The following is a 20,335-nucleotide window of genomic DNA, read 5'->3' as shown; positions in this document are numbered from 1 at the left end:
TATAAATTAGTTAAGTAAAAAGACAACAAAAAAAGCACGAGACGGGATTCGAACCCGCGACCCTCGCCTTGGCAAGGCGATACTCCACCACTGAGCCACTCGTGCATAAAACTTAAATGAATTATTCAACTGTATTTATTATATCATATATTTTCTAATTGTCAAGAACTTTTTGAAATGTTTTAACAACTTTGAAAAAATAAAAGCGGGTGATGGGAATCGAACCCACGTATCTAGCTTGGAAGGCTAGTGTTCTACCATTGAACTACACCCGCATGTGATGTACTGTCTCACAACGAAATTTATTTTAGCACAGTTTTTTTGAAAATGCAAGGGGTTTTTTGAAATTGTTCAGAAGATTATAGCTTTATAGAAAACGAAAGTTCATTAATTCACTTTTCTAAGTTTTTAACAGACTTGCCAGATTGGGAGTTTGTAGTTAGGAGGTTTAAGAATGGACGCAGTGATACGAAGCAATTTGTATATTACAAAGGATAAGGATGCGTCAGCTTAGCCATTTAAACAACATTCCCCTATTAAAAACGCTCATCTCATGTTATACTGAAAACGTTCGAATTAAAAGCAGCCTGCGGAGTACATTTCCGTAGGTTTTTTATTCAAACAGAGCCGGGAAGTTCTATTTGAATCCCATATTGAATAAAAGAATCTGCCTGGCAGGATTTATTTTTGTTGGAAGGAGTATGTAATGCGCTTTTTATTATGTGGAATTAATGCCAAATACATCCACTCGAATCTGGCAATCTTCAGCCTGAAGGCGTATGCGGACAGAAAAAAGATTCCGGGAGCGGAGATTATTTTAAAAGAATATACGATTAATAATTATGTGGAGGACATTTTACAGGATTTATATGAGGCAAAGGCAGATATCATTATTTTTTCCTGTTATATATGGAATATTTCTTTTGTGAGGGAGCTGGCGGCAGAGCTTAAGAAAGTAAGTCCGGAAGTGAAAATCTGGGCTGGAGGTCCGGAAGTTTCTTATGCAGCGAATAAATTTTTGATGGAGAATCCAGCATTTGACCTGATTATGCAGGGAGAGGGAGAGGAAGTTTTCTCTGAACTGATTTGCTTAACAGTGGAGGAAAAATGTCGGATTAAAGATGTATACAAACAATCAGAAAGTAAAAAAGTCTTATCAGGAATTGTGGAAAAGAGATATTTCATAGAAAGGAAACAAGCTGTAAAAGAGGAAAAAGATATAGAAGATAAACATTTCGCAGGAGAAGATAATGTCTATCCAACGAATTATATAGATATGTCAAAGCTCCAAAAGTTACAGGGAATTGCAGTCCGGGATTTTTTAGGAGAAGCAGCTTTAGGAAATGCTGAGAGCAATATAGGAAATAAAACGAAAATCATCAATACAGGTTTTGCCACATTGATGGATATGGATACGATTCCATTTGTGTACGAAGATTTTCATCTTTTTGAACATAAGATTTTATATTATGAGACGAGCAGAGGATGTCCGTTCTGTTGTAGTTACTGCCTTTCTTCTGTGGATAAGACGGTAAGATTCCGTTCTTTGCCGATTGTGAAAAAAGAGCTGGATGCTTTTCTTGAAGCAAAAGTTCCACAGGTTAAGTTTGTTGACAGGACATTTAACTGCAACAGGCAGAGGGCGATTGATATCTGGAGTTATCTGGTGGAACATGATAACGGAATTACGAATTTTCATTTTGAGATTTCATCGGATTTGCTTGGTGAGGAGGAGTTAGAGCTTTTTGCAAAGATGCGTCCGGGTCTGATTCAGCTTGAAATTGGAGTGCAGTCCACAAATGGGGAGACGGTTGATGCGATTCATCGGCATATGGATTTAGATAAGCTTTTTCATTATGTGGACAGAGTACATGAACTGGGAAATATTCATCAGCATTTGGATTTAATTGCCGGGCTGCCATATGAGAATTATGAGAGATTTGGATGCTCATTTGATGATTTATATGCACATGAGCCAGACCAGCTTCAGCTTGGATTCCTTAAAGTGTTAAAGGGAACGATGATGGAGGAAGAAGTCAAAAAGTACAGCATTCTATATCGTAATCAGCCGCCATACGAAGTACTTGGAACAAAATGGCTCTCTTATGACGAGATTATTTTATTAAAAGGTGTGGAGGAGCTTGTAGAACTCTATTACAACAGTGGTCAGTATACATTAACTTTAAAATATGCTGTTCCATTTTTTGAGAGTCCATTCCGCTTCTATGAAATGTTTTCAGCATGGTACCGGGGAAAAGGCTATCATAAGCTGAATCACAACCGATTCGAAAAGTATAATATTCTTCGGGAGTTTTTAAGAGAACATATAGATGAAAATGAAAGGGATACTTTAGATGAGATTATGCTATATGATATGTATCTTCGAGAAAATGTAAAAGGAAGACCTGCGTGGGCAAAAGATACCGCACAATACAAGAAAGAGTGGAAAGCATTATACAGAGAACAGGGAGAAAAACTTTTTCCAGAAGATGTGCAGGCAGGAATTTATGATTCAAAGAGGGCAGCCAACCAAAGTCATATCGAAGTATTTGAAATTAATATAAAGAAGTTTGAGCAGAGTGGGCAGGTGGAGAAAAAACAGGTGTTTTGCTTATTTGATTATAGCAGAAGGAATCCGCTAAATCGGGCGGCTAGAACTGTAGAGTGGGAAATATTATAATAAGTGAACAGCAGGTTACGATGTTGTTGATAATGATATAGGATAGTAAATCCTGATAAAATAGAGACTTGAATGTACGACGGAAATGACTTAAAATAAAAAAGAATGTTCAGGAGAACAAAAAAAGTCTGTATGTTTATAACAATAAAAGTATTTTTCAAGCAAGCGCCATAGCAAGGTCAGAGTGAGAGATATAGTGATTTCTGTTCTGAAGTGCTGTATCTTTGAAAGATGCGAAATCACTATATGAAGTTAGAAAATGAAGACGGACGCATTTTATATAGTTTATTTTAGAAAGGAAGTTTTAGTATGAAGTCAGATGGCACAAAGAAAAGACAGAGAATTGCTACAGTTGTAGTTGTATTAGTAGTTATCGCGATGGTTATCACAACAGTCGTTCCAGCAATGATGATGTAGGATTCAAAAACACATCAGAGTTTTTGAATATGAATGAGAGAAATGAATTAAATAAATCATGATCTATAGGGTAGAATGATGTTTTATTTAATAGAATTTTAAGAAAGTAAAAGGGTGCAATATGAAAAAAAGAGTAGGGATTATCATACTTGTATTGCTTCTTCTTATTTTAGCAGGCGGCGGGGCGGCGTTTTATTATTATTATTCCAAATATATTAATATTGACGCAATCTATCCGGGAATGACAATTCAGGGGATGTCTGTCGGCGGAATGACACAGGAAGAGGCAAAGGCAAAAGTACAGGAATATATAGATAAGGTATCGCAGGAAACGGTTACATTGCAGGTGAAAAAGAAAGAGAGTACATTTGCTCTTTCCGATATTGGTCTGAAATGTACAAATATGGATGTGGTAGAGAAAGCATATGATTTCGGAAAGACAGGGAATGTCTTTAAGCGTGTCATTGAAGTAAGAAAGCTTGAAAAGGAAGGAATGGATTTTCCACTTACCTTTTCTGTAGATAAGGCAGAGACGAGGAAGGTTGTTAAGAAGAAGGCGAAGAAGTTCCTTGCAAAGAAAAAGGATGCCACTATTACAAGAAAAGACGGAAAGTTTGTTATCACAAAGCAGGTAGATGGTGTAGATATCGACTTTGAGGCAAATGCAGACAAGCTTACAGAAGTCTTTAGCAAAAAAGACTGGGATCACAAGTCTGTTGTATTTCCGATGGATTATACATTAGATAAAGCAAAGCATACGAAGAAGGAGCTTTCAGCGATTAAAGATGTGCTTGGGACATTTACAACATCTTATGCAGGCTCTGCTTCTGGAAGATGCGCTAATGTAGAGAATGGAGCAAGCCTGATTAATGGAACTTTACTGTATCCGGGAGATTCTTTCTCTGTTTATTCAAAAGTAGCACCATTTACAGCGGATAATGGATACCATCTTGCGGGTTCTTATTCGAATGGACAGACAGTGCAGACTTATGGTGGAGGAATCTGCCAGGTATCTACAACACTTTACAATGCGGTTTTAAGAGCAGAGTTAAATGTAACAGAGCGATCGAATCATTCAATGACGGTACATTATGTTCCATTATCTGCGGATGCGGCGATTTCCGGAACAGATAAGGATCTGAAGTTTACCAATAATCTTGATCATCCAGTATATATTCAGGGGGTAGCTGGAGGAAGCAGCATTACATTTACTATTTACGGTAAGGAATATCGTGCTTCAAACCGAAAGGTAGAGTATGTATCAGAGACTGTTTCTACAAGAGGTCCTTCCGAAAAAGTAATCAAGGATAACACGATGGAAGAGGGCAAGCGAGTTGTAGAATCCAATGGACGTACTGGTTACACAGCAAGACTGTGGAAGGTTGTATACATAGATGGAAAAGAGACGAAGAGAACGCAGGTGAATTCCAGTTCTTATATGTCCACTCCATCCGTTGTCCGTGTCGGAACAAAGAAAAAGGAAGTGCCAAAGCCAACGACGCAGAAGAAAGATGAGACAGCAAAAGCTGGTGAGAAGGCAGAAGGCAGCAAAGGTACGACAGGAAATAATAATCAGGGAGCAAATAAGGCGGAGTAGGCGGTGAGCCTGCTTCCGCTGTGGGAGTGTATATTATGCGGATAGGAAAGGTAAAAGAGAGTATTTTAAAACGCTCGGTACTAAGACAGTTGCATAACCACAGTGAAAAAGGCTCTCCGGCACCCGGTGAGGATGCCGGAGTTCTTTTTATGCCGGAATTTATGCCAGAGTTTACACAGGGATTTTCGGGAAAAAACGGTGTGGCAATGGCAGTAAATCCGGTGGAAGGCTGGACATTTGCAGCAAAAAGAGCAGTCTACGGTGCAGTAAATAGTATGCTGGCAGCGGGGGCAGCTCCAAAAGCGATTTCGCTCAGTATTCTTATGCCGGAAGAAGCAGAGGAAAAACAGTTAAAGGCATTGATAAAAGAAATCGACAGCCTTTGTATGCAGGAAAATATTTTAGTGCTTTCCGGGCATACAGCGGTGTCACCGTATGTCAGCACACTTATTTTATCGGTTACTGCAATGGGAAGTACTACAGAAAATAGGAAAGACATTACAGCAAACAAGGGGAGCATCACGAGAAATAAGGAGAGCATTCTAGTAAGCAAGGAGAGCATAGCGGATAGTAAGGGAAACACAAAGCAGATAGCTGTGGGGAATGCGGATTTAGATTTAGTTGTTGCAGGAACGGTCGGCAGAGAAGGTGCGGCTATGCTTGCGGCCGAGTATGCGAAACGATTAGAAGAAAGATACGCACCGTCCTATGTTGAGGCGGCAAAGCATTTATTTGATGATGGCTCTATGACGGCAGTAGAGGATATTTTACAGGAAAAAGAAGTTGTTTCTGTACATGATGTGCGGGAAGGCGGTATTTTTGCCGCACTCTGGGAAATGGCAGCGGCAGCCAATGTCGGGCTGTCTATTGATCTTAAAAATATACCGATCAAGCAGCATACGATAGAAGTATGCGAATATTTTAATTTAAATCCATATATGCTTCGGTCCGGCGGAACATTGCTTCTTGCCTGTGCAAATGGAGCGAGAATTGTAGAGCAGCTCCAGAAGGCAGGAGTAGCAGCGGCAGTAATCGGACAGACGACTTCTGGGAATGACCGACTGATTCGTTATGATGATGAAGCACGTTTTCTGGAACCACCGAAAATGGACGAATATTATAAAGTTCAGGTAGATATTTCTGAAATTTGTAAATAATACAAGCATCAGATGGATTTATGTTTCTGGAAGTTATAAATAATCTAGATATCAGTTTTTTATTTTTAAATATAAGACCGACAATATAAAACAGCGGTAGTATAAATGAAAAGAAAATATATAAAGGAGAGAACAATGCGTCACGAAATTTTAAGAATGCTGGAAAATAACAGCAGAATCGACCTGCACGATCTGGCTATCATGCTCGGAACAGACGAAAGTGTTGTATTAGAAGAAATCGAAAAAATGGAGAATGAGGGAATTATCTGCGGATATCCTACTCTTATTAACTGGGATAAAACAGACACAGAGAAAGTAACTGCATTTATCGAAGTGCGTGTTACCCCACAGAGAGGACAGGGATTTGAAAAGCTGGCAGAGAGAATCACAAACTACCCGGAAGTAAAGTCCATTTATCTGATGTCTGGAGCTTTTGATTTTGCTATCTTTTTAGAAGGTAAAACTTTAAAAGAAGTCTCCATGTTTGTCTCCACAAAGCTTTCCACATTAGAAGCAGTTGCCGGAACAGCAACACATTTTGTCCTGAAAAAATATAAAGATCACGGTATGATTCTTATAGATAAAGAGCCGGCAAACAGAATGAAGGTGACACCATGAGAAATCCTTTATCCGATAAAGTAGTACAGATGAAACCTTCAGGAATCCGTAAATTTTTTGATTTAGTACAGGAAATGCCAGATGCTATTTCCCTTGGTGTAGGTGAGCCGGACTTTGATACTCCGTGGCATATCCGTGAGGAAGGTATCTATTCCTTAGAAAAAGGACGTACTTTCTATACATCCAATGCCGGATTATTAGAACTTCGAAAAGCAATCGCACACTACATGTATCGTAAATATGAACTTACTTACAATCCTGCCCACGAAATCGTTGTGACTGTCGGTGGAAGTGAGGGAATTGATCTTGCTCTTCGTGCGATGCTGAATCCGGGAGACGAAGTTATTTTGCCAGAGCCAGCTTTCGTCTCTTATCTCCCATGCGTGAAGTTAGCGGACGGTGTGCCTGTAACAATTGACTTAAAAGAAGAGAATCACTTTAAGTTAAAGCCAGAAGAATTACTTGCAGTAATTACCGATAAGACAAAGATTCTGATTTTATCCTATCCAAACAATCCGACAGGTGCGATTATGACCCGTGAAGACTTAGAGCCGATCGCCGAAATCGTAAAAGAAAAAGATCTGTATGTCATTTCTGATGAAATTTATGCAGAACTTACTTATGGACAGGATCACTGTTCTATCGCTTCTCTTCCGGGAATGAGAGACAGAACGATTATCATCAATGGATTCAGTAAATCCTTTGCCATGACCGGATGGAGAATGGGATTTGCCACGGGTCCGGAACTTATCATGCAGCAAATATTAAAGATTCATCAGTTTGCGATTATGGCAGCACCGACAACAAGCCAGTACGCAGCAATCGAAGCAATGACAAACGGGGAGGAAGACGTTCAGATTATGCGAAATGCATATAATCAGCGCCGTCGATTTGTTTTAGAACTCTTCTCCGAAATGGGATTGAAATGTTTCGAGCCAGAAGGCGCATTTTACATATTCCCATGCATCAAAGAATTTGGCATGACCTCCGATGAATTTGCAAACCGCTTCTTACGCGAAGAAAAAGTAGCCATCATTCCGGGAACAGCATTTGGAGACTGCGGAGAAGGATTCCTTCGGGTATCCTATGCTTATTCTATCGAAGAATTAAAAGAGGCATTAGGTCGTCTGGCTAACTTTGTGGAAAGATTACGTAAAGAGAAAAATCTGTAATAGTAGTAAATAAGAAATATCGAGGAATAAATTATGGTAAACATCGTATTACATGAGCCGGAAATGCCGGCCAACACTGGAAATATCGGAAGAACCTGCGTAGCAACAGGAAGCATTCTTCATTTAATCGAGCCACTCGGCTTCAAAATCAACGACAAAATGCTCAAACGTGCCGGACTTGACTACTGGGATAAATTAGATGTCCGTACTTATGTGAACTTCGAGGACTTCCTTGCAAAGAATCCAGGAGCAAAAATCTATATGGCAACCACAAAGTCAAAACAAACTTACACAGATGTAGAATACGAAGACGGCTGCTACATCATGTTTGGAAAAGAAAGCGCCGGAATCCCGGAAGAAATTCTTCTTGAACATAAAGAGACAGCAGTCCGTATCCCGATGCTCGAGCATATCCGTTCACTGAATCTTGGAAATTCTGTAGCAATCGTCTTGTATGAGGCATTAAGACAGCAGGGATTCAAAGAACTGGAACTCGAAGGACAGCTCCACAAATACGAATGGTAAATACTAATTTGTAGAGCGGAACAGACGCCAGCAAAGAGAGCCTATCCCCTATATTTGTGACTTTAGTCGCGGCGGTTTGAATACTCGCTTACACACGCTCGTATCCAAACCTTGCTCCGAGGCCACAAATATAGGGGATAGGCTCTCTTTGCTGGCTGACTGTGGATGCTGGTACAAAATCAGAATTGGAAATTTTGATAATGTGGGGGAATGTCAGTATGCAGTTCCTTCCTATTGGGATATCGGAAAAGCATATAAGCACTTGATAAAACAAGTGGCTTTAGAAAAAAAGATAGACGTAGTAGATGCAATTATTGAAGCATATCATTCTTTTTTCTTTAGAAGACTCCATACAATTTAGCTCAATATCTTCTGCTAAAGCGGCGTTTATGTCCCCGGCAAATTAGTATTTACTTAAAAGTTACGATTGTTACCCCGGCATCCCCTTCGCCGAATTCTGCAAGCTTATAGGACTTCACAAACTTCAGTTTACGGAGATACTCGTGGATTCCCTTTCGTAAGGCGCCAGTTCCCTTTCCATGAACAACCCGGACAGAAGTAAGTCCGGCGATCATAGCATCATCGAGGTATTTTTCAAGGCGGGCGATTGCCTCATCCACAGTATTTCCGAGAAGGTTGATTTCTGGATTGATTGTTGCGGCCTTATTGATACTGTAGCGGTCTTTTGGCTGATGCTGTGGTTTCGGTGCTTTTTCTGGAGCGAGAAGTTCTAAGTTTTTGTAGTTTACTACAGAACTTAAGAAGCCCATCTGGATTACAAGGTCTCCATCCTTGTTGGCAGCTTCTTTTACAGTTCCATTTAGAGAAAGTGTAGTTACAAATACAGAATCGCCTACTTTGAAGTCAGAAGGATCGGAGATAGTGGAAGACTTCTTTGCCTTATAGGCGAGCTTTTTGTCAAGCTTACTCATGCGGCCTCGGAGATCACTTCTCTGTGCTTCCATTTTTTTCATGTTGTTCTGCTTTGGATGCTGTCCCCATGCGTGATATTTACGAATGGATTCATCAGCAACTTCCTTGGCTTCTTCGAGAATGTTTCGTGCTTCCTCGCGGGCATCACGGAGCATCTTGTCTCGTTTTTCTTTAATGTCATCCTGTTTTTCTTTCAGGCTGTTCTTTAAGTTCTCGATTTCCTGTTTTGTCTTGTAAAGTTCAGACTGTTCTTTTTCAATTTCAGCTTTGTTTTTCTCTAATTCAGAGAGCATGTTTTCAAAGTCAATGGCAGTCGCATCAATCTGGGAGCGTGCCTGTTCGATAATGTAGTCTGGCAGGCCAAGACGTTCACTGATGGAGAAGGCATTACTTTTTCCAGGAATACCGATTAAAAGGCGGTAAGTTGGAGAAAGAGTCTCAAGGTCGAATTCACAGCAGGCATTCTCTACGCCAGGTGTGTCCATTGCGTACATTTTTAGCTCAGCGTAATGTGTTGTTGCAACTGTACGAATCTTTCCTGTATGCAGGTCATCTAAGATGGCAATGGCAAGCGCCGCACCTTCTGTCGGGTCAGTTCCTCCACATAACTCATCGAGTAAAACGAGAGAATTGGGGTCAGCTTCGTCTAAAATGTGGACAAGGTTCGTCATATGAGATGAAAATGTGGATAAGTTCATCTCAATACTCTGCTCATCTCCGATATCTGCAAAAATATCAGAAAATACAGCAAGGCGGGAACCCTGAAATGCAGGAATGTGGAGTCCTGCCTGTCCCATAAGCTGGAAGAGACCGACTGTTTTTAAGGAAACGGTCTTACCACCAGTATTTGGTCCGGTGAGCAGAAGCATATTAAAGTCCTCGCCAATATAAATATGGATTGGAACGACTTTTTTCGGATCAAGTAATGGATGACGGCCCTGCTTGATATCTACAATTCCGTCTGTATTGAAAATCGGTTCGGTTCCCTGATATTCTTTTGCATATTTTGCCTTTGCGAAAATGAAATCAAGCTTTGTCAGAATCTTCTGATTTTCCTCTAATTCACGGCTGCAGGAAGCGGCCTGTGCGCTTAAAGACTGGAGAATCTTTTCGATTTCCATTTTTTCTTTAATATCTAATTCTTTCAAATGGTTGTTTAACTGGACAACGGCCATCGGCTCGATGAAAAGTGTAGAACCGGAAGAAGACTGATCGTGAATCATACCCGGAAAGGCGTTACGATATTCTGTTTTTACAGGAACACAGTAACGGCCATTACGGACGGTAATCAGCGCATCCTGAAGCATTGTCTTGTTATTTTGTGAGTTGATAACAGAAGTCAGCTTATTGTGGATGGAAATATTTGTCTGTTTGATTTCGCGGCGAATGTCTTTTAATGCGGAAGAGGCATCATCACTGATCTCATCCTCAGATAAAATACACTGTGTAATTCTCTGGTAAAGGAATTCTAATGAATCAAGTTCTCCAAAATAGCTGTTTAAGGAGTCATATGCCATTATGTCATCTTCCGTATCGCCGTATTCTACAGCCTGTGCTGTAATAGAAAGAAGACGGGCAATATCGAGAAGCTCCTTTGTATTTAATGTGGAATCAATTTCTAATAATCTTAAATGTGGACGGATATCAGAAAGTCCCTGAAAAGAAAGATAACCCGTCTTATAAAGCCGGGTCAGTGCATCTTTTGTTTCTGTCTGTGCTGACAAGATTTCTTCGTAATCAGAGGAGGGAAGCAGGTCTTTACAGAGTGCCTTTCCCATGGTCGAAGAAGCAAAAGTCTCCAGCTTTTTAATGATTTTATCATATTCTAATGTGATTAGTGCCTTTGTATTCATAAATAAAATCCTCTCAAAAATTTAAGTTCAATCTTGATATGCATCTTAATTTGTGATGGATGCAGTATGCAGGAAAACGTATTGCAGAGCTATGTAAAGAGAAATAATCCAGATAGTATATAGTTTGTACATAGTTTTACTGCGTAAGTTATGATTGAATAAGATTTTCATATATTGATAATATTAGATTAACTTGTTAGTAGCGAGCCCGAAAGCCCTTTTCATCTGCTACATTTACAGAAGGAATATTTGTAATGTCCAATTTGTCAATGCGGATGAAGCGATTCCCACCTGGCCGATCAGAGGATAACTCCTGTAAAAAGAGTTCCACACGGTGGTCTAGTCCCTGGACTTCCATCTCTACCGTACCATCATAGAGATTGCGGACCCAACCCGTCACATTGTACTTTTTTGCAAAACCGGTTACTGTAAAGCGAAGACCAACGCCCTGTACGCGGCCGTGTGCAATAATGTGTTTTCTAATCATAATGCTTACCTACAGTCCGATACTGTGCCGGACTATTCCTTTCCTTAATTTAATGCAAAAGTAATTGTGACATGAAATACTTCATTTGTCAATGAAGACGGGGCGTAAAGCCTTTAAAAATGCGGAAAAATCTGCGAAATAGAGCATTTTCTTGGTTGTCAGCCTATTAAATTTAAGCTATAATATGTGAAGTAATTAAAGAGATGGATTAGAAAGGAAACGTATATGCGTTATATTAATGAACTCAGAGAAGGAGATAATGTCTCTGAAGTGTACCTTTGTAAAGTAAAAAATATTGCGAAGACAAAAGCGGGAAAGACTTATTATTCCATGATTTTGCAGGATAAGACTGGTGTCATTGACACAAAAATCTGGGATTTGAATAATGGAATCGAGAATTTTGAACAGATGGATTACATCCGTGTAGAGGGTAATGTCACAAGCTTTCAGGGCAGTCCGCAGCTCAATGTCAGAAGACTGCGTAAAGCCAGAGAGGGCGAATTTGCAATGGAGGATTATATCCCATGTTCCAGCAAGAGTATTGACGGAATGTTTAAGGAATTATCTTCTTATGTGAATCATGTACAGAACATTTATTTAAGACAGCTATTAGTTGCTTTCTTTGGAGATAAGGAATTTGCAGCCAAGTTCAAGGCACATTCCGCAGCGAAAAGAGTACATCATGGATTTATGGGCGGTCTTTTAGAGCATACATTAAGCGTAACGAAACTGTGTGATTTTTATTGTACGCAGTATCCGGTTTTGAATAAAGATTTACTTATTACAGCAGCAATCTGTCATGATATCGGAAAGATTGATGAGCTTTCTGATTTCCCGGAGAACGATTATACAGATGTCGGACAGCTGGTCGGCCATATCGTAATGGGAACGATGATGATTGATGAGAAGATTAGAAATATTAATGGTTTCCCAGCGAAGCTGGCGAATGAATTAAAGCACTGTATCTTAGCACATCACGGTGAGTTAGAATACGGTTCCCCTAAGAAGCCGGCATTAATTGAGGCATTAGCTCTTAATTTTGCAGATAATACTGATGCAAAGATGGAGACGTTTATTGAAGCACTTGCAGAAGAGAGTCGTCAGAGCGGTGAGTGGAAAGGTTACAATAAATTATTTGAAAGCAATATCAGAGCGACAAGTCATTTAGGAGAAAAGGATTGAATAATAAAGTGAAATCAGAACAGAAGTTGAATTTGAAAAAGAATCAGGAAATTTCACTTACAATCGAAGATTTTACAAAGGAAGGGGAAGGTCTTGGCAAGTACCAGGGCTTCCCTTTCTTTGTTAAAGACACGGTAATCGGTGATGAAGTGAGAGTTTCCATAACAAAATTAAAAAAGAATTACGGTTATGCCCGTCTGGTAGAAATTGTAACACCATCAAAAGACAGAGTAACCCCGCCATGTCCGGTCGCAAGACAGTGTGGAGGTTGTAAGTTACAGCAGATTTCTTATGAGAAACAGCTTTCTTTTAAAAAGAGTCTTGTGGAAGGCTGCCTGATGCGTATCGGCGGTTTTGGAAAAGAAGATATTGAGCAGAAGATAGAGCCAGTATACGGAATGGAAGAACCGTGGCATTACCGCAATAAGGCACAGTTTCCTGTCGGTTATGACAAAGAGGGGAACCTTGTTGCCGGATTTTATGCGGGCCGTACCCACTCCATCGTGGCCAATACAAATTGTGCGATTCAGGCAGAAGTAACCCACCCGATTGTTGAAAAAGTTCTTACTTATATGAAAGAAAATAAGATTTCTGCATATGATGAGAAAAATCACAGTGGTTTGGTGCGCCATATTTTAACCCGCATAGGATTTACTACTGGCGAGATTATGGTATGTCTTATTGTAAATGGTACGAAAAAGCAGTTGAAACATATTGATAAACTTGTAGATGACTTAAAAACAATCGAGGGAATGACAAGTATTATCGTAAACACGAATACTGATAAGACAAATAAAATTTTGGGACTTCGCTGTGAGACTGTATGGGGCCAGGATTATATTGAAGATTATATCGGTAATATTAAATACCAGATTGGGCCGCTTTCTTTCTATCAGGTAAACCCACAGCAGACAAAGGTTCTTTATTCTAAAGCATTAGAGTACGCTGAGCTGAAAGGGCAGGAACTTGTGTGGGATTTATACTGCGGAATCGGAACTATTTCCCTCTTTTTGGCGCAGAAAGCAAAGCAGGTTTACGGTGTAGAAATCATTAAAGAAGCCATTGATGATGCAAGGAGAAATGCCGCATTAAATCATATGGATAATGTTGAATTTTTCGTTGGAAAGGCAGAAGAAGTCGTACCTGCACAGTATGAAAAGACTGGGATTCATCCAGATGTCATCGTTGTTGATCCACCAAGAAAGGGCTGTGATGCGATACTCTTAAACACAATGCTCGATATGGCACCGAAGCGCATTGTCTATGTAAGCTGCGACCCGGCAACATTAGCAAGAGATTTAAAGATACTGTGTGAGGAAAAATATACCTTGGAGAAGGTATCCGTGGTAGATCAGTTCAGCCACTCGGTTCATGTGGAGAGTGTTTGTGCTTTGAAAAGAGTAGATGAATAATTTTGCTATATTTGCTATAATATAGAGAGTGTCTGCATTAAAAAAGACTGGAAAGCATTTTTTAAATATACTTTAGGTAAATAGTTTTTTATACTATATTATTAGGACCTTTATAGAGAAAATAAGATAAGAATGAAAAATTATCCAGAAACTATGATAGGATATATTGTTTTTTGTCTTTTTAATTATAGTAGTATTTTTAATTGCTATAGACACATCTTATGATAAAACAGAGGAATTGAACAAGAATATTCTTAAAAGATTTTCTGGCAGGCATACCTAAGAAAAGATATATGTAGATCAAGAAAAAATATTTACAAAAGTATCATGGGAGGGGCGGAATATATGAAGTCAATCAAGAAATACGAAACAATTATTAATGAGGCACTGCGTTCAGCACTTGAATACGATACTCCCGAGGGACAAATTAATGAATTTATCAGTTTTTTTGGAAAACATATCGGATCTGACAGAATTTATATTTTTGAGGATGACGAGGAGCATCATGTAACAAATAATACTTATGAATGGTGTGCAGAAGGAATTACTCCGCAGATTGAGCATTTGCAGGGTGTGAATATGGAAGTAATTGATTGGTGGTATGATACTTTTGATGAGGGAAAAAGTGTTATTATTTCTGATGTTGAAGAATTAAAAGGAGTACATCAGGTATCTTACAATATGCTTAAGTACCAGAATGTTTGTAAAGTAGTTGTCAGCCCATTACGCCATAAAGGGCAGATAAAGGGATTTTTCGGTGTAGATAATCCACCGGCTGTAGATTACAATGCATTAACAATGTTTTTAGATATGATCGGAACCATGCTGATTTCTCTTTTAAAAATAAGAAATACATTTCAAAAAGAGCAATATAACGCAAGTATGAGCAGCTACTCAGCACTTTCTGAGATTTATTTATGTATGCATTTAATTGATATAAAAACAGGAAAGTATGAGCAGATAAAAAATGTAAAACATGTAGAAAAAGAATGTGAAGAGCTTGATCAGGAGAATTTTTCAAAAAGAGTATATACAACTATGAAATACTTCTGTACAGAAATGTATTTATCAAGTGTACTGGAGTTTGTGGACTTATCAACATTAGACAGACGATTAATGGAAACAAACACAATCGTTCATGAATTTATAGGTACAGTTTCCGGATGGTGCCGCGAGCGCTTTATCAAAGTAGATAGCGATGAAAAAGGCCGTCTGTGGCATGTTCTTTACTGTGTGGAAGTGATTGACGAACAGAAACGCCGGGAGAAAAAGCTACTGTATCTTTCTGAAACAGATTCCATGACCGGTATTAATAACCGTGGAAGCGGGGAGCGAAAGATTGCAGAATTCCTTGAAAAAAAGAAAGGTGGCCTGTTCTGCCTTTTAGACTGTGATAAATTCAAAAAAATCAATGACACATATGGACATGCTGTTGGAGATACCGTTCTCATTAAGCTTGCAGCAGTCCTTCAGCGAGCCTGCCGTGAGAATGATATTGTCATGCGGCTTGGAGGTGATGAATTTGCGATGTATCTTCCAGGAATGCCAGATAAAGCACAAGCGGAATCATTTTTCAAACGTTTATTTACGCAAATAGATAAGATTTCCATACCAGAAATGCAGGGAGAGAAAATTAATGTGAGTCTGGGAGCTTCTTTATGTTCGGATAAAGATGGAGCAACTTTTGATACGCTATATCATGAGGCGGATGCGGCAATGTATGAAAGTAAGAAAATTGTGGGGAATCATGCGATAATATATTCTGATTTGCCACAGGCAAGGTAGACGCCACTGTAGAAGAATTATTGGGCAAAATTCTGCAACACAAAGTCAAAATATAGGTTGTTTTATTTACTGAGAGCGTCTCTTTGCCTGCGGCAGATCAGGAAGTATATAGTTGCTTCTATAATATGTTTGTCGCTGATAAAAATATCATGTACTCATGGGCAGCCCAAAACAGCTCTCAAAGAGTCAATATATTTCAGTAATAAGACAGCAATTTTCATATATCCTTTCTTTAGATTAGTGCTATAATAAAATAAATATGACTATTCAGAAATAATTCATGGAATCGTATTTGCGATGCTTATTTTTTGCTTTGAATAGCCGCAGTTTATATAACATAACACAACCGTGGGACAACACGGGGGTAGCTCGCTTATGCTTAGCACAACGGTGCTATCGAACGAGAACCGACCTCTATAGGTGGGGAGGATGTCACCATAACCAGAAAACCAAAGTATACATATTGGGAAAGGGGTAGAAAGACATGATAGATAACAAGAGACAGGAGCTGATTCATAGCCAGGTAATGGAGATTCTCAAAGAGAACCAGTTAGCATTTTCTAATGTTGCACGTCCAAAGCCAACAAAAGCTTCTACAGCAACTTCAGCATCCTGGTCAAAAGACATGGCTCCGAAAGCATCTGCAGCAACACAGGGAGCATGGGACAGCACAAATACACCGGGCGGTGTTTCTTCTTTAGCAAAGGAGAAATGGAATGTACAGGAAATCGCAGCACTTGTAACAAAGGCATTAGAAGCCAGCAACGTAAAAGTTGCATTTTCTAATAAGCCAATTCCTGCACCAACAACAATTTCCAGTTCTACACAGCCAGCATGGAAGAAAGACGAAGACGAAGCTCCTCGTAAACCGGCAGCAGGTACACAGGGCGCATGGGATGTGACAGATACACCAGGTGGACTTTCTGCTGAGACAAAGAAAGTATGGAATCTTGATGCAATCACAGCTCTGGTAAAGAAAGAATTAACAGAGAACCTTGAGTTCTATAACAAACCACTGCCAAAGCCAACAACAGTATCCAGTTCCACACAGCCAGCATGGAAAGATGACAGCGAAGAGTATAAACCAAAAGAATCTGCATCTGCTCAGGGAATCTGGGAGAGAGGCAATAAGATTTCTGCATCTACACAGCCAGCGTGGAAGGTGGATGAAATCGCTGCTTTGGTAACAAAGGCTCTGCAGAATAAATAATATTTACTACAGGCAAGGGGAGATGTCCTCTGAAAGATAAATAAAGCATATTTGTGACTTTAGTCGCTGTGGTTTGAATGTTCGCTTGGACGCGCGAATGTTCAAACCTTGTTCCGAGGCCACAAATATGCTTTATTTATCTTTCAGAAGACTGTCTTTGGCTGCGGCAAATTACTATTTAGAAAGGAATTATTATGCAAAGTAAAATGACACTTAAAGAATGGCTGCCACTGCTTGGTATCACAGTCTCAGCATTCATATTTAACACATCAGAGTTTATGCCGATTGGTTTGTTGACAGATATTGCCGACAGCTTTCATATTACAGAGGCACATGCGGGGGTACTGATTACAGTATATTCATGGATCGTTATGTTACTGTCTCTGCCGTTGATGCTTCTATTGAATAAGATTGATTTTAAAAGACTTTTGTTAGGAACGATTGCACTTTTTGGAATCTTCCAGATGCTGTCCGCTTTTTCTGCTTCATATGGAATGTTAATGATATCACGTATTGGCGTAGCGTGTACACATTCAGTATTCTGGTCGATCGCATCACCGGCAGCAGTCAGTGTTGTGTCAGAAAAGTTTCGTTCACTTGCACTTAGTATGGTAGTAACCGGAACCTCAATTGCGATGATTCTTGGACTTCCGCTAGGAAGAATTATCGGACTTCATATGGGCTGGAATATGGCATTTTTCTGTGTAGGAATCATTGCTTTTATCACAACCGCTTACCTGATTTTTGTATTCCCGAAAGTGCCGGGCGGAGAGTCTTTCTCCATAAAACAGATGCCGGAAATCTTTAAAAATAAAACGCTGATGGGAATTTTTCTTGTTACCTTTTTATTTGCCACATCGTATTATACGGGATATAGTTATATTGAACCATTCTTACAGAAGGTGGCTGGTCTTTCTGCTAACTGGGTTACAACAACACTTACTATATTTGGTGCAGCAGGTCTTTTGGGAAGTTTTTTATTTTCCCATTATTATGACAAGAATAAATATCTTTTCGTAAAACTGGTAATGATCAGTGTGGCGGCAGCATTACTTTTATTATATCCGATATCAAAAGCACATATGGCGGTTGTTTTATTATGTGCATTCTGGGGTATGGCAGTTATGGCATTTAACGTGACATTTCAATCAGAAATTATTACTTATGCACCGGCAGCGGCTTCCTCTGTAGCAATGGCAATCTATTCCGGAATCTATAATCTTGGAATCGGAAGCGGGACATGGATTGGAGGAAGTATTTGTACCCATCTGTCCATTTCCTATATCGGAATTGCTGGTGGCATGATAGCAGTAGTGGCGGCATTGTTATGCATATTTGTTGTGATAAAGTATATGAAGGAATTTGATAGAGCAGCTTGATTTTAAAGCGGGTATTGATACTCGCTTTTTTTGCTTAAAATAGAAAAATTACGGGACGTAGAAGGATGTAATCTGAAATATGTAACAAAAATAAAAGATATACTTGCGAAAATGATGGTTTTATACGATAATAGGTACTGTTTGACCTGAAATAGAAAAATCAGGCAACATAGAGTAAAGAGAGATTGAAAATAGATAATTGGGAAATTAAATGGGGCTTCCGAGTAATTCAATTGCGGAATGCTTCAGGATAATAAAAGTTATCGTATAGGAGCATAAAAAACAAGGAGAGAAAAATGAGCAGAATAGATGAAATTAAAAAACGACGTACCTTTGCAATTATTTCGCACCCGGATGCCGGTAAGACTACATTAACAGAGAAGTTCCTTTTATATGGAGGTGCAATCAACCAGGCTGGTTCCGTTAAAGGAAAAGCAACCGCAAAACATGCGGTATCTGACTGGATGGATATTGAGAAAGAAAGAGGTATTTCCGTAACTTCTTCCGTATTACAGTTTGAGTATGGCGGATGCTGCATCAATATTTTGGATACACCAGGACATCAGGATTTCTCTGAAGATACGTATCGTACATTAATGGCAGCCGATTCCGCTGTTATGGTAATTGATGCATCGAAAGGTGTGGAGGCACAGACAAGAAAGCTTTTTAAAGTTTGTGCCATGCGTCATATTCCAGTATTTACATTTATCAATAAAATGGACCGTGAGGCAAGGGATATTTTTGATCTTTTAGATGAAATCGAAAAAGAACTTGGAATCCCAACTTGTCCGGTAAACTGGCCAATCGGTTCCGGTAAACAGTTCGCAGGCGTTTACGACAGAAAAAACCAGAAAATCGACTTATTTGAGGATACGATGAAAGGTACAAAGATGGGAACGATGAAAGAAATCGCCCTTGATGACCCGGAAATCAGCAACTATGTCACAGACGAAGCAAGAGAAGTATTAGAGGAAGAAATTGAGCTTTTAGATGGGGCCAGTGCAGAATTTGATCAGGAATTAGTTGATGCCGGAGAACTCTCTCCAGTATTCTTTGGTTCTGCCCTCATGAATTTTGGCGTAGAGAATTTCTTAAATTACTTCCTGAAAATGACTTCCTCCCCACTGCCAAGAACTTCTGATCAGGGAACAATCGACCCAATTGAGGAAAAAGATTTTTCTGCATTTGTATTTAAGATTCAGGCAAATATGAACAAAGCTCACCGTGACCGAATCGCCTTTATGAGAATCTGTTCCGGCGAATTTGAGGCGGGAATGGATGCTTTCCATGTACAGGGAGACAAAAAGGTACGTCTTTCTCAGCCACAGCAGATGATGGCAAGTGAGAGAAAGATGATTGATAAAGCCTACGCCGGAGACATTATCGGAATCTTTGACCCAGGCATTTTCTCTATCGGAGATACCATCACAACTTCACCAAAGAAATTTGCTTACGAAGGAATCCCTACCTTTGCGCCAGAACATTTCGCAAGAGTGCGTCAGGTAAATACGATGAAACGTAAACAGTTCATCAAGGGAATCAACGAAATCGCACAGGAAGGTGCTATCCAGATTTTCCAGGAATTTAATACTGGAATGGAAGAAGTAATCGTAGGTGTAGTAGGAACATTGCAGTTTGATGTATTAAATTACCGCCTGCAACATGAATACAATGTAGAAATCCGCCTTGAAAAACTTCCATATGAATATATCCGCTGGATTGAAAATACAGAGATTGACCTTGAAAATCTTCGTGGAACATCGGATATGAAGAAGATTAAGGATTTGAAAGGTCGTCCATTGTTACTGTTTATCAATAGCTGGAGTGTGGGAATGACTCTGGAGAGAAATGAAGGACTTGTACTCTCGGAATTCGGAAGAGCCTAGAATTTCTGATTTATCTGGCAAAACGGACGCCCTCAGAGAATG

The 20,335-nt window shown here is 39.5% G+C and carries 14 protein-coding genes and 2 tRNA genes; 12 read left to right on the top strand and 4 right to left on the bottom strand.

Annotated elements, in window-relative coordinates; genetic code table 11:
* Window positions 1-33: 33 nt before the first annotated feature.
* A tRNA-Gly gene (locus EUBHAL_RS05040) sits at window positions 34-105 on the bottom strand.
* Between the two features lie 99 nt (window positions 106-204).
* Window positions 205-275: transfer RNA gene (locus tag EUBHAL_RS05035), tRNA-Gly, on the bottom strand.
* Between the two features lie 431 nt (window positions 276-706).
* On the opposite strand from EUBHAL_RS05035, the gene EUBHAL_RS05030 reads away from it, so the two are divergent.
* From EUBHAL_RS05030 to trmL, 6 genes are all read left to right on the top strand, one after another.
* Window positions 707-2,680 carry a B12-binding domain-containing radical SAM protein gene (locus EUBHAL_RS05030; protein WP_005345786.1) on the top strand — a complete coding sequence of 658 codons (1,974 nt, stop codon included), beginning with the start codon at window positions 707-709 and terminating at the stop codon, window positions 2,678-2,680.
* A 538-nt stretch (window positions 2,681-3,218) separates the two neighbouring features.
* The gene (locus EUBHAL_RS05025) at window positions 3,219-4,694 is read left to right on the top strand and encodes a VanW family protein (protein WP_005345783.1); all 1,476 of its coding nucleotides are present in this window, start codon (window positions 3,219-3,221) and stop codon (window positions 4,692-4,694) included.
* 35 nt (window positions 4,695-4,729) lie between these two features.
* Window positions 4,730-5,851: an AIR synthase-related protein gene (locus EUBHAL_RS14705; protein ID WP_005345780.1), complete on the top strand. Its 1,122-nt coding sequence runs from the start codon at window positions 4,730-4,732 to the stop codon at window positions 5,849-5,851.
* A 135-nt stretch (window positions 5,852-5,986) separates the two neighbouring features.
* Complete coding sequence (locus tag EUBHAL_RS05015) at window positions 5,987-6,469, top strand: Lrp/AsnC family transcriptional regulator (RefSeq protein WP_022170149.1); 483 nt, start codon at window positions 5,987-5,989, stop codon at window positions 6,467-6,469.
* Entirely contained in the window at window positions 6,466-7,641 is a 1,176-nt protein-coding gene (locus EUBHAL_RS05010; protein WP_005345775.1) for an aminotransferase class I/II-fold pyridoxal phosphate-dependent enzyme, read from the top strand. The genes EUBHAL_RS05015 and EUBHAL_RS05010 overlap by 4 nt, the downstream gene beginning before the upstream one ends.
* 33 nt (window positions 7,642-7,674) lie before the next feature.
* Window positions 7,675-8,166 (top strand): tRNA (uridine(34)/cytosine(34)/5-carboxymethylaminomethyluridine(34)-2'-O)-methyltransferase TrmL, encoded by a 492-nt coding sequence (trmL, locus tag EUBHAL_RS05005; protein ID WP_005345774.1) that lies wholly within the window; start codon window positions 7,675-7,677, stop codon window positions 8,164-8,166.
* 410 nt (window positions 8,167-8,576) lie between these two features.
* Here trmL and EUBHAL_RS04995 read toward each other — a convergent pair whose 3' ends face one another.
* Both EUBHAL_RS04995 and EUBHAL_RS04990 read right to left on the bottom strand, forming a co-directional pair.
* Window positions 8,577-10,952: an endonuclease MutS2 gene (locus EUBHAL_RS04995; protein WP_005345768.1), complete on the bottom strand. Its 2,376-nt coding sequence runs from the start codon at window positions 10,950-10,952 to the stop codon at window positions 8,577-8,579.
* A gap of 196 nt (window positions 10,953-11,148) precedes the next feature.
* Window positions 11,149-11,439 carry an acylphosphatase gene (locus EUBHAL_RS04990; RefSeq protein ID WP_005345765.1) on the bottom strand — a complete coding sequence of 97 codons (291 nt, stop codon included), beginning with the start codon at window positions 11,437-11,439 and terminating at the stop codon, window positions 11,149-11,151.
* Between the two features lie 225 nt (window positions 11,440-11,664).
* Between EUBHAL_RS04990 and EUBHAL_RS04985 the strand changes: the two genes are divergently transcribed.
* The 6 genes from EUBHAL_RS04985 to EUBHAL_RS04960 all read left to right on the top strand — a co-directional run bounded on the left by EUBHAL_RS04985 (window position 11,665) and on the right by EUBHAL_RS04960 (window position 20,293).
* Complete coding sequence (locus EUBHAL_RS04985) at window positions 11,665-12,621, top strand: 3'-5' exoribonuclease YhaM family protein (protein ID WP_005345755.1); 957 nt, start codon at window positions 11,665-11,667, stop codon at window positions 12,619-12,621.
* 26 nt (window positions 12,622-12,647) lie between these two features.
* Complete coding sequence (rlmD, locus tag EUBHAL_RS04980) at window positions 12,648-14,033, top strand: 23S rRNA (uracil(1939)-C(5))-methyltransferase RlmD (RefSeq protein ID WP_044922068.1); 1,386 nt, start codon at window positions 12,648-12,650, stop codon at window positions 14,031-14,033.
* A 345-nt stretch (window positions 14,034-14,378) separates the two neighbouring features.
* Complete coding sequence (locus EUBHAL_RS04975) at window positions 14,379-15,818, top strand: sensor domain-containing diguanylate cyclase (protein ID WP_044922065.1); 1,440 nt, start codon at window positions 14,379-14,381, stop codon at window positions 15,816-15,818.
* Window positions 15,819-16,302: 484 nt separating this feature from the next.
* Entirely contained in the window at window positions 16,303-17,028 is a 726-nt protein-coding gene (locus tag EUBHAL_RS04970; RefSeq protein WP_005345743.1) for a hypothetical protein, read from the top strand.
* A gap of 206 nt (window positions 17,029-17,234) precedes the next feature.
* Window positions 17,235-18,407: a sugar transporter gene (locus tag EUBHAL_RS04965; protein ID WP_242648743.1), complete on the top strand. Its 1,173-nt coding sequence runs from the start codon at window positions 17,235-17,237 to the stop codon at window positions 18,405-18,407.
* Window positions 18,408-18,703: 296 nt separating this feature from the next.
* Complete coding sequence (locus tag EUBHAL_RS04960) at window positions 18,704-20,293, top strand: peptide chain release factor 3 (RefSeq protein ID WP_005345738.1); 1,590 nt, start codon at window positions 18,704-18,706, stop codon at window positions 20,291-20,293.
* Window positions 20,294-20,335 lie beyond the last annotated feature (42 nt).

It is taken from the genome of Anaerobutyricum hallii DSM 3353, from assembly GCF_000173975.1.
GTDB lineage: Bacteria > Bacillota > Clostridia > Lachnospirales > Lachnospiraceae > Anaerobutyricum > Anaerobutyricum hallii.
This window is presented reverse-complemented; position numbering and strand designations above follow the sequence as displayed.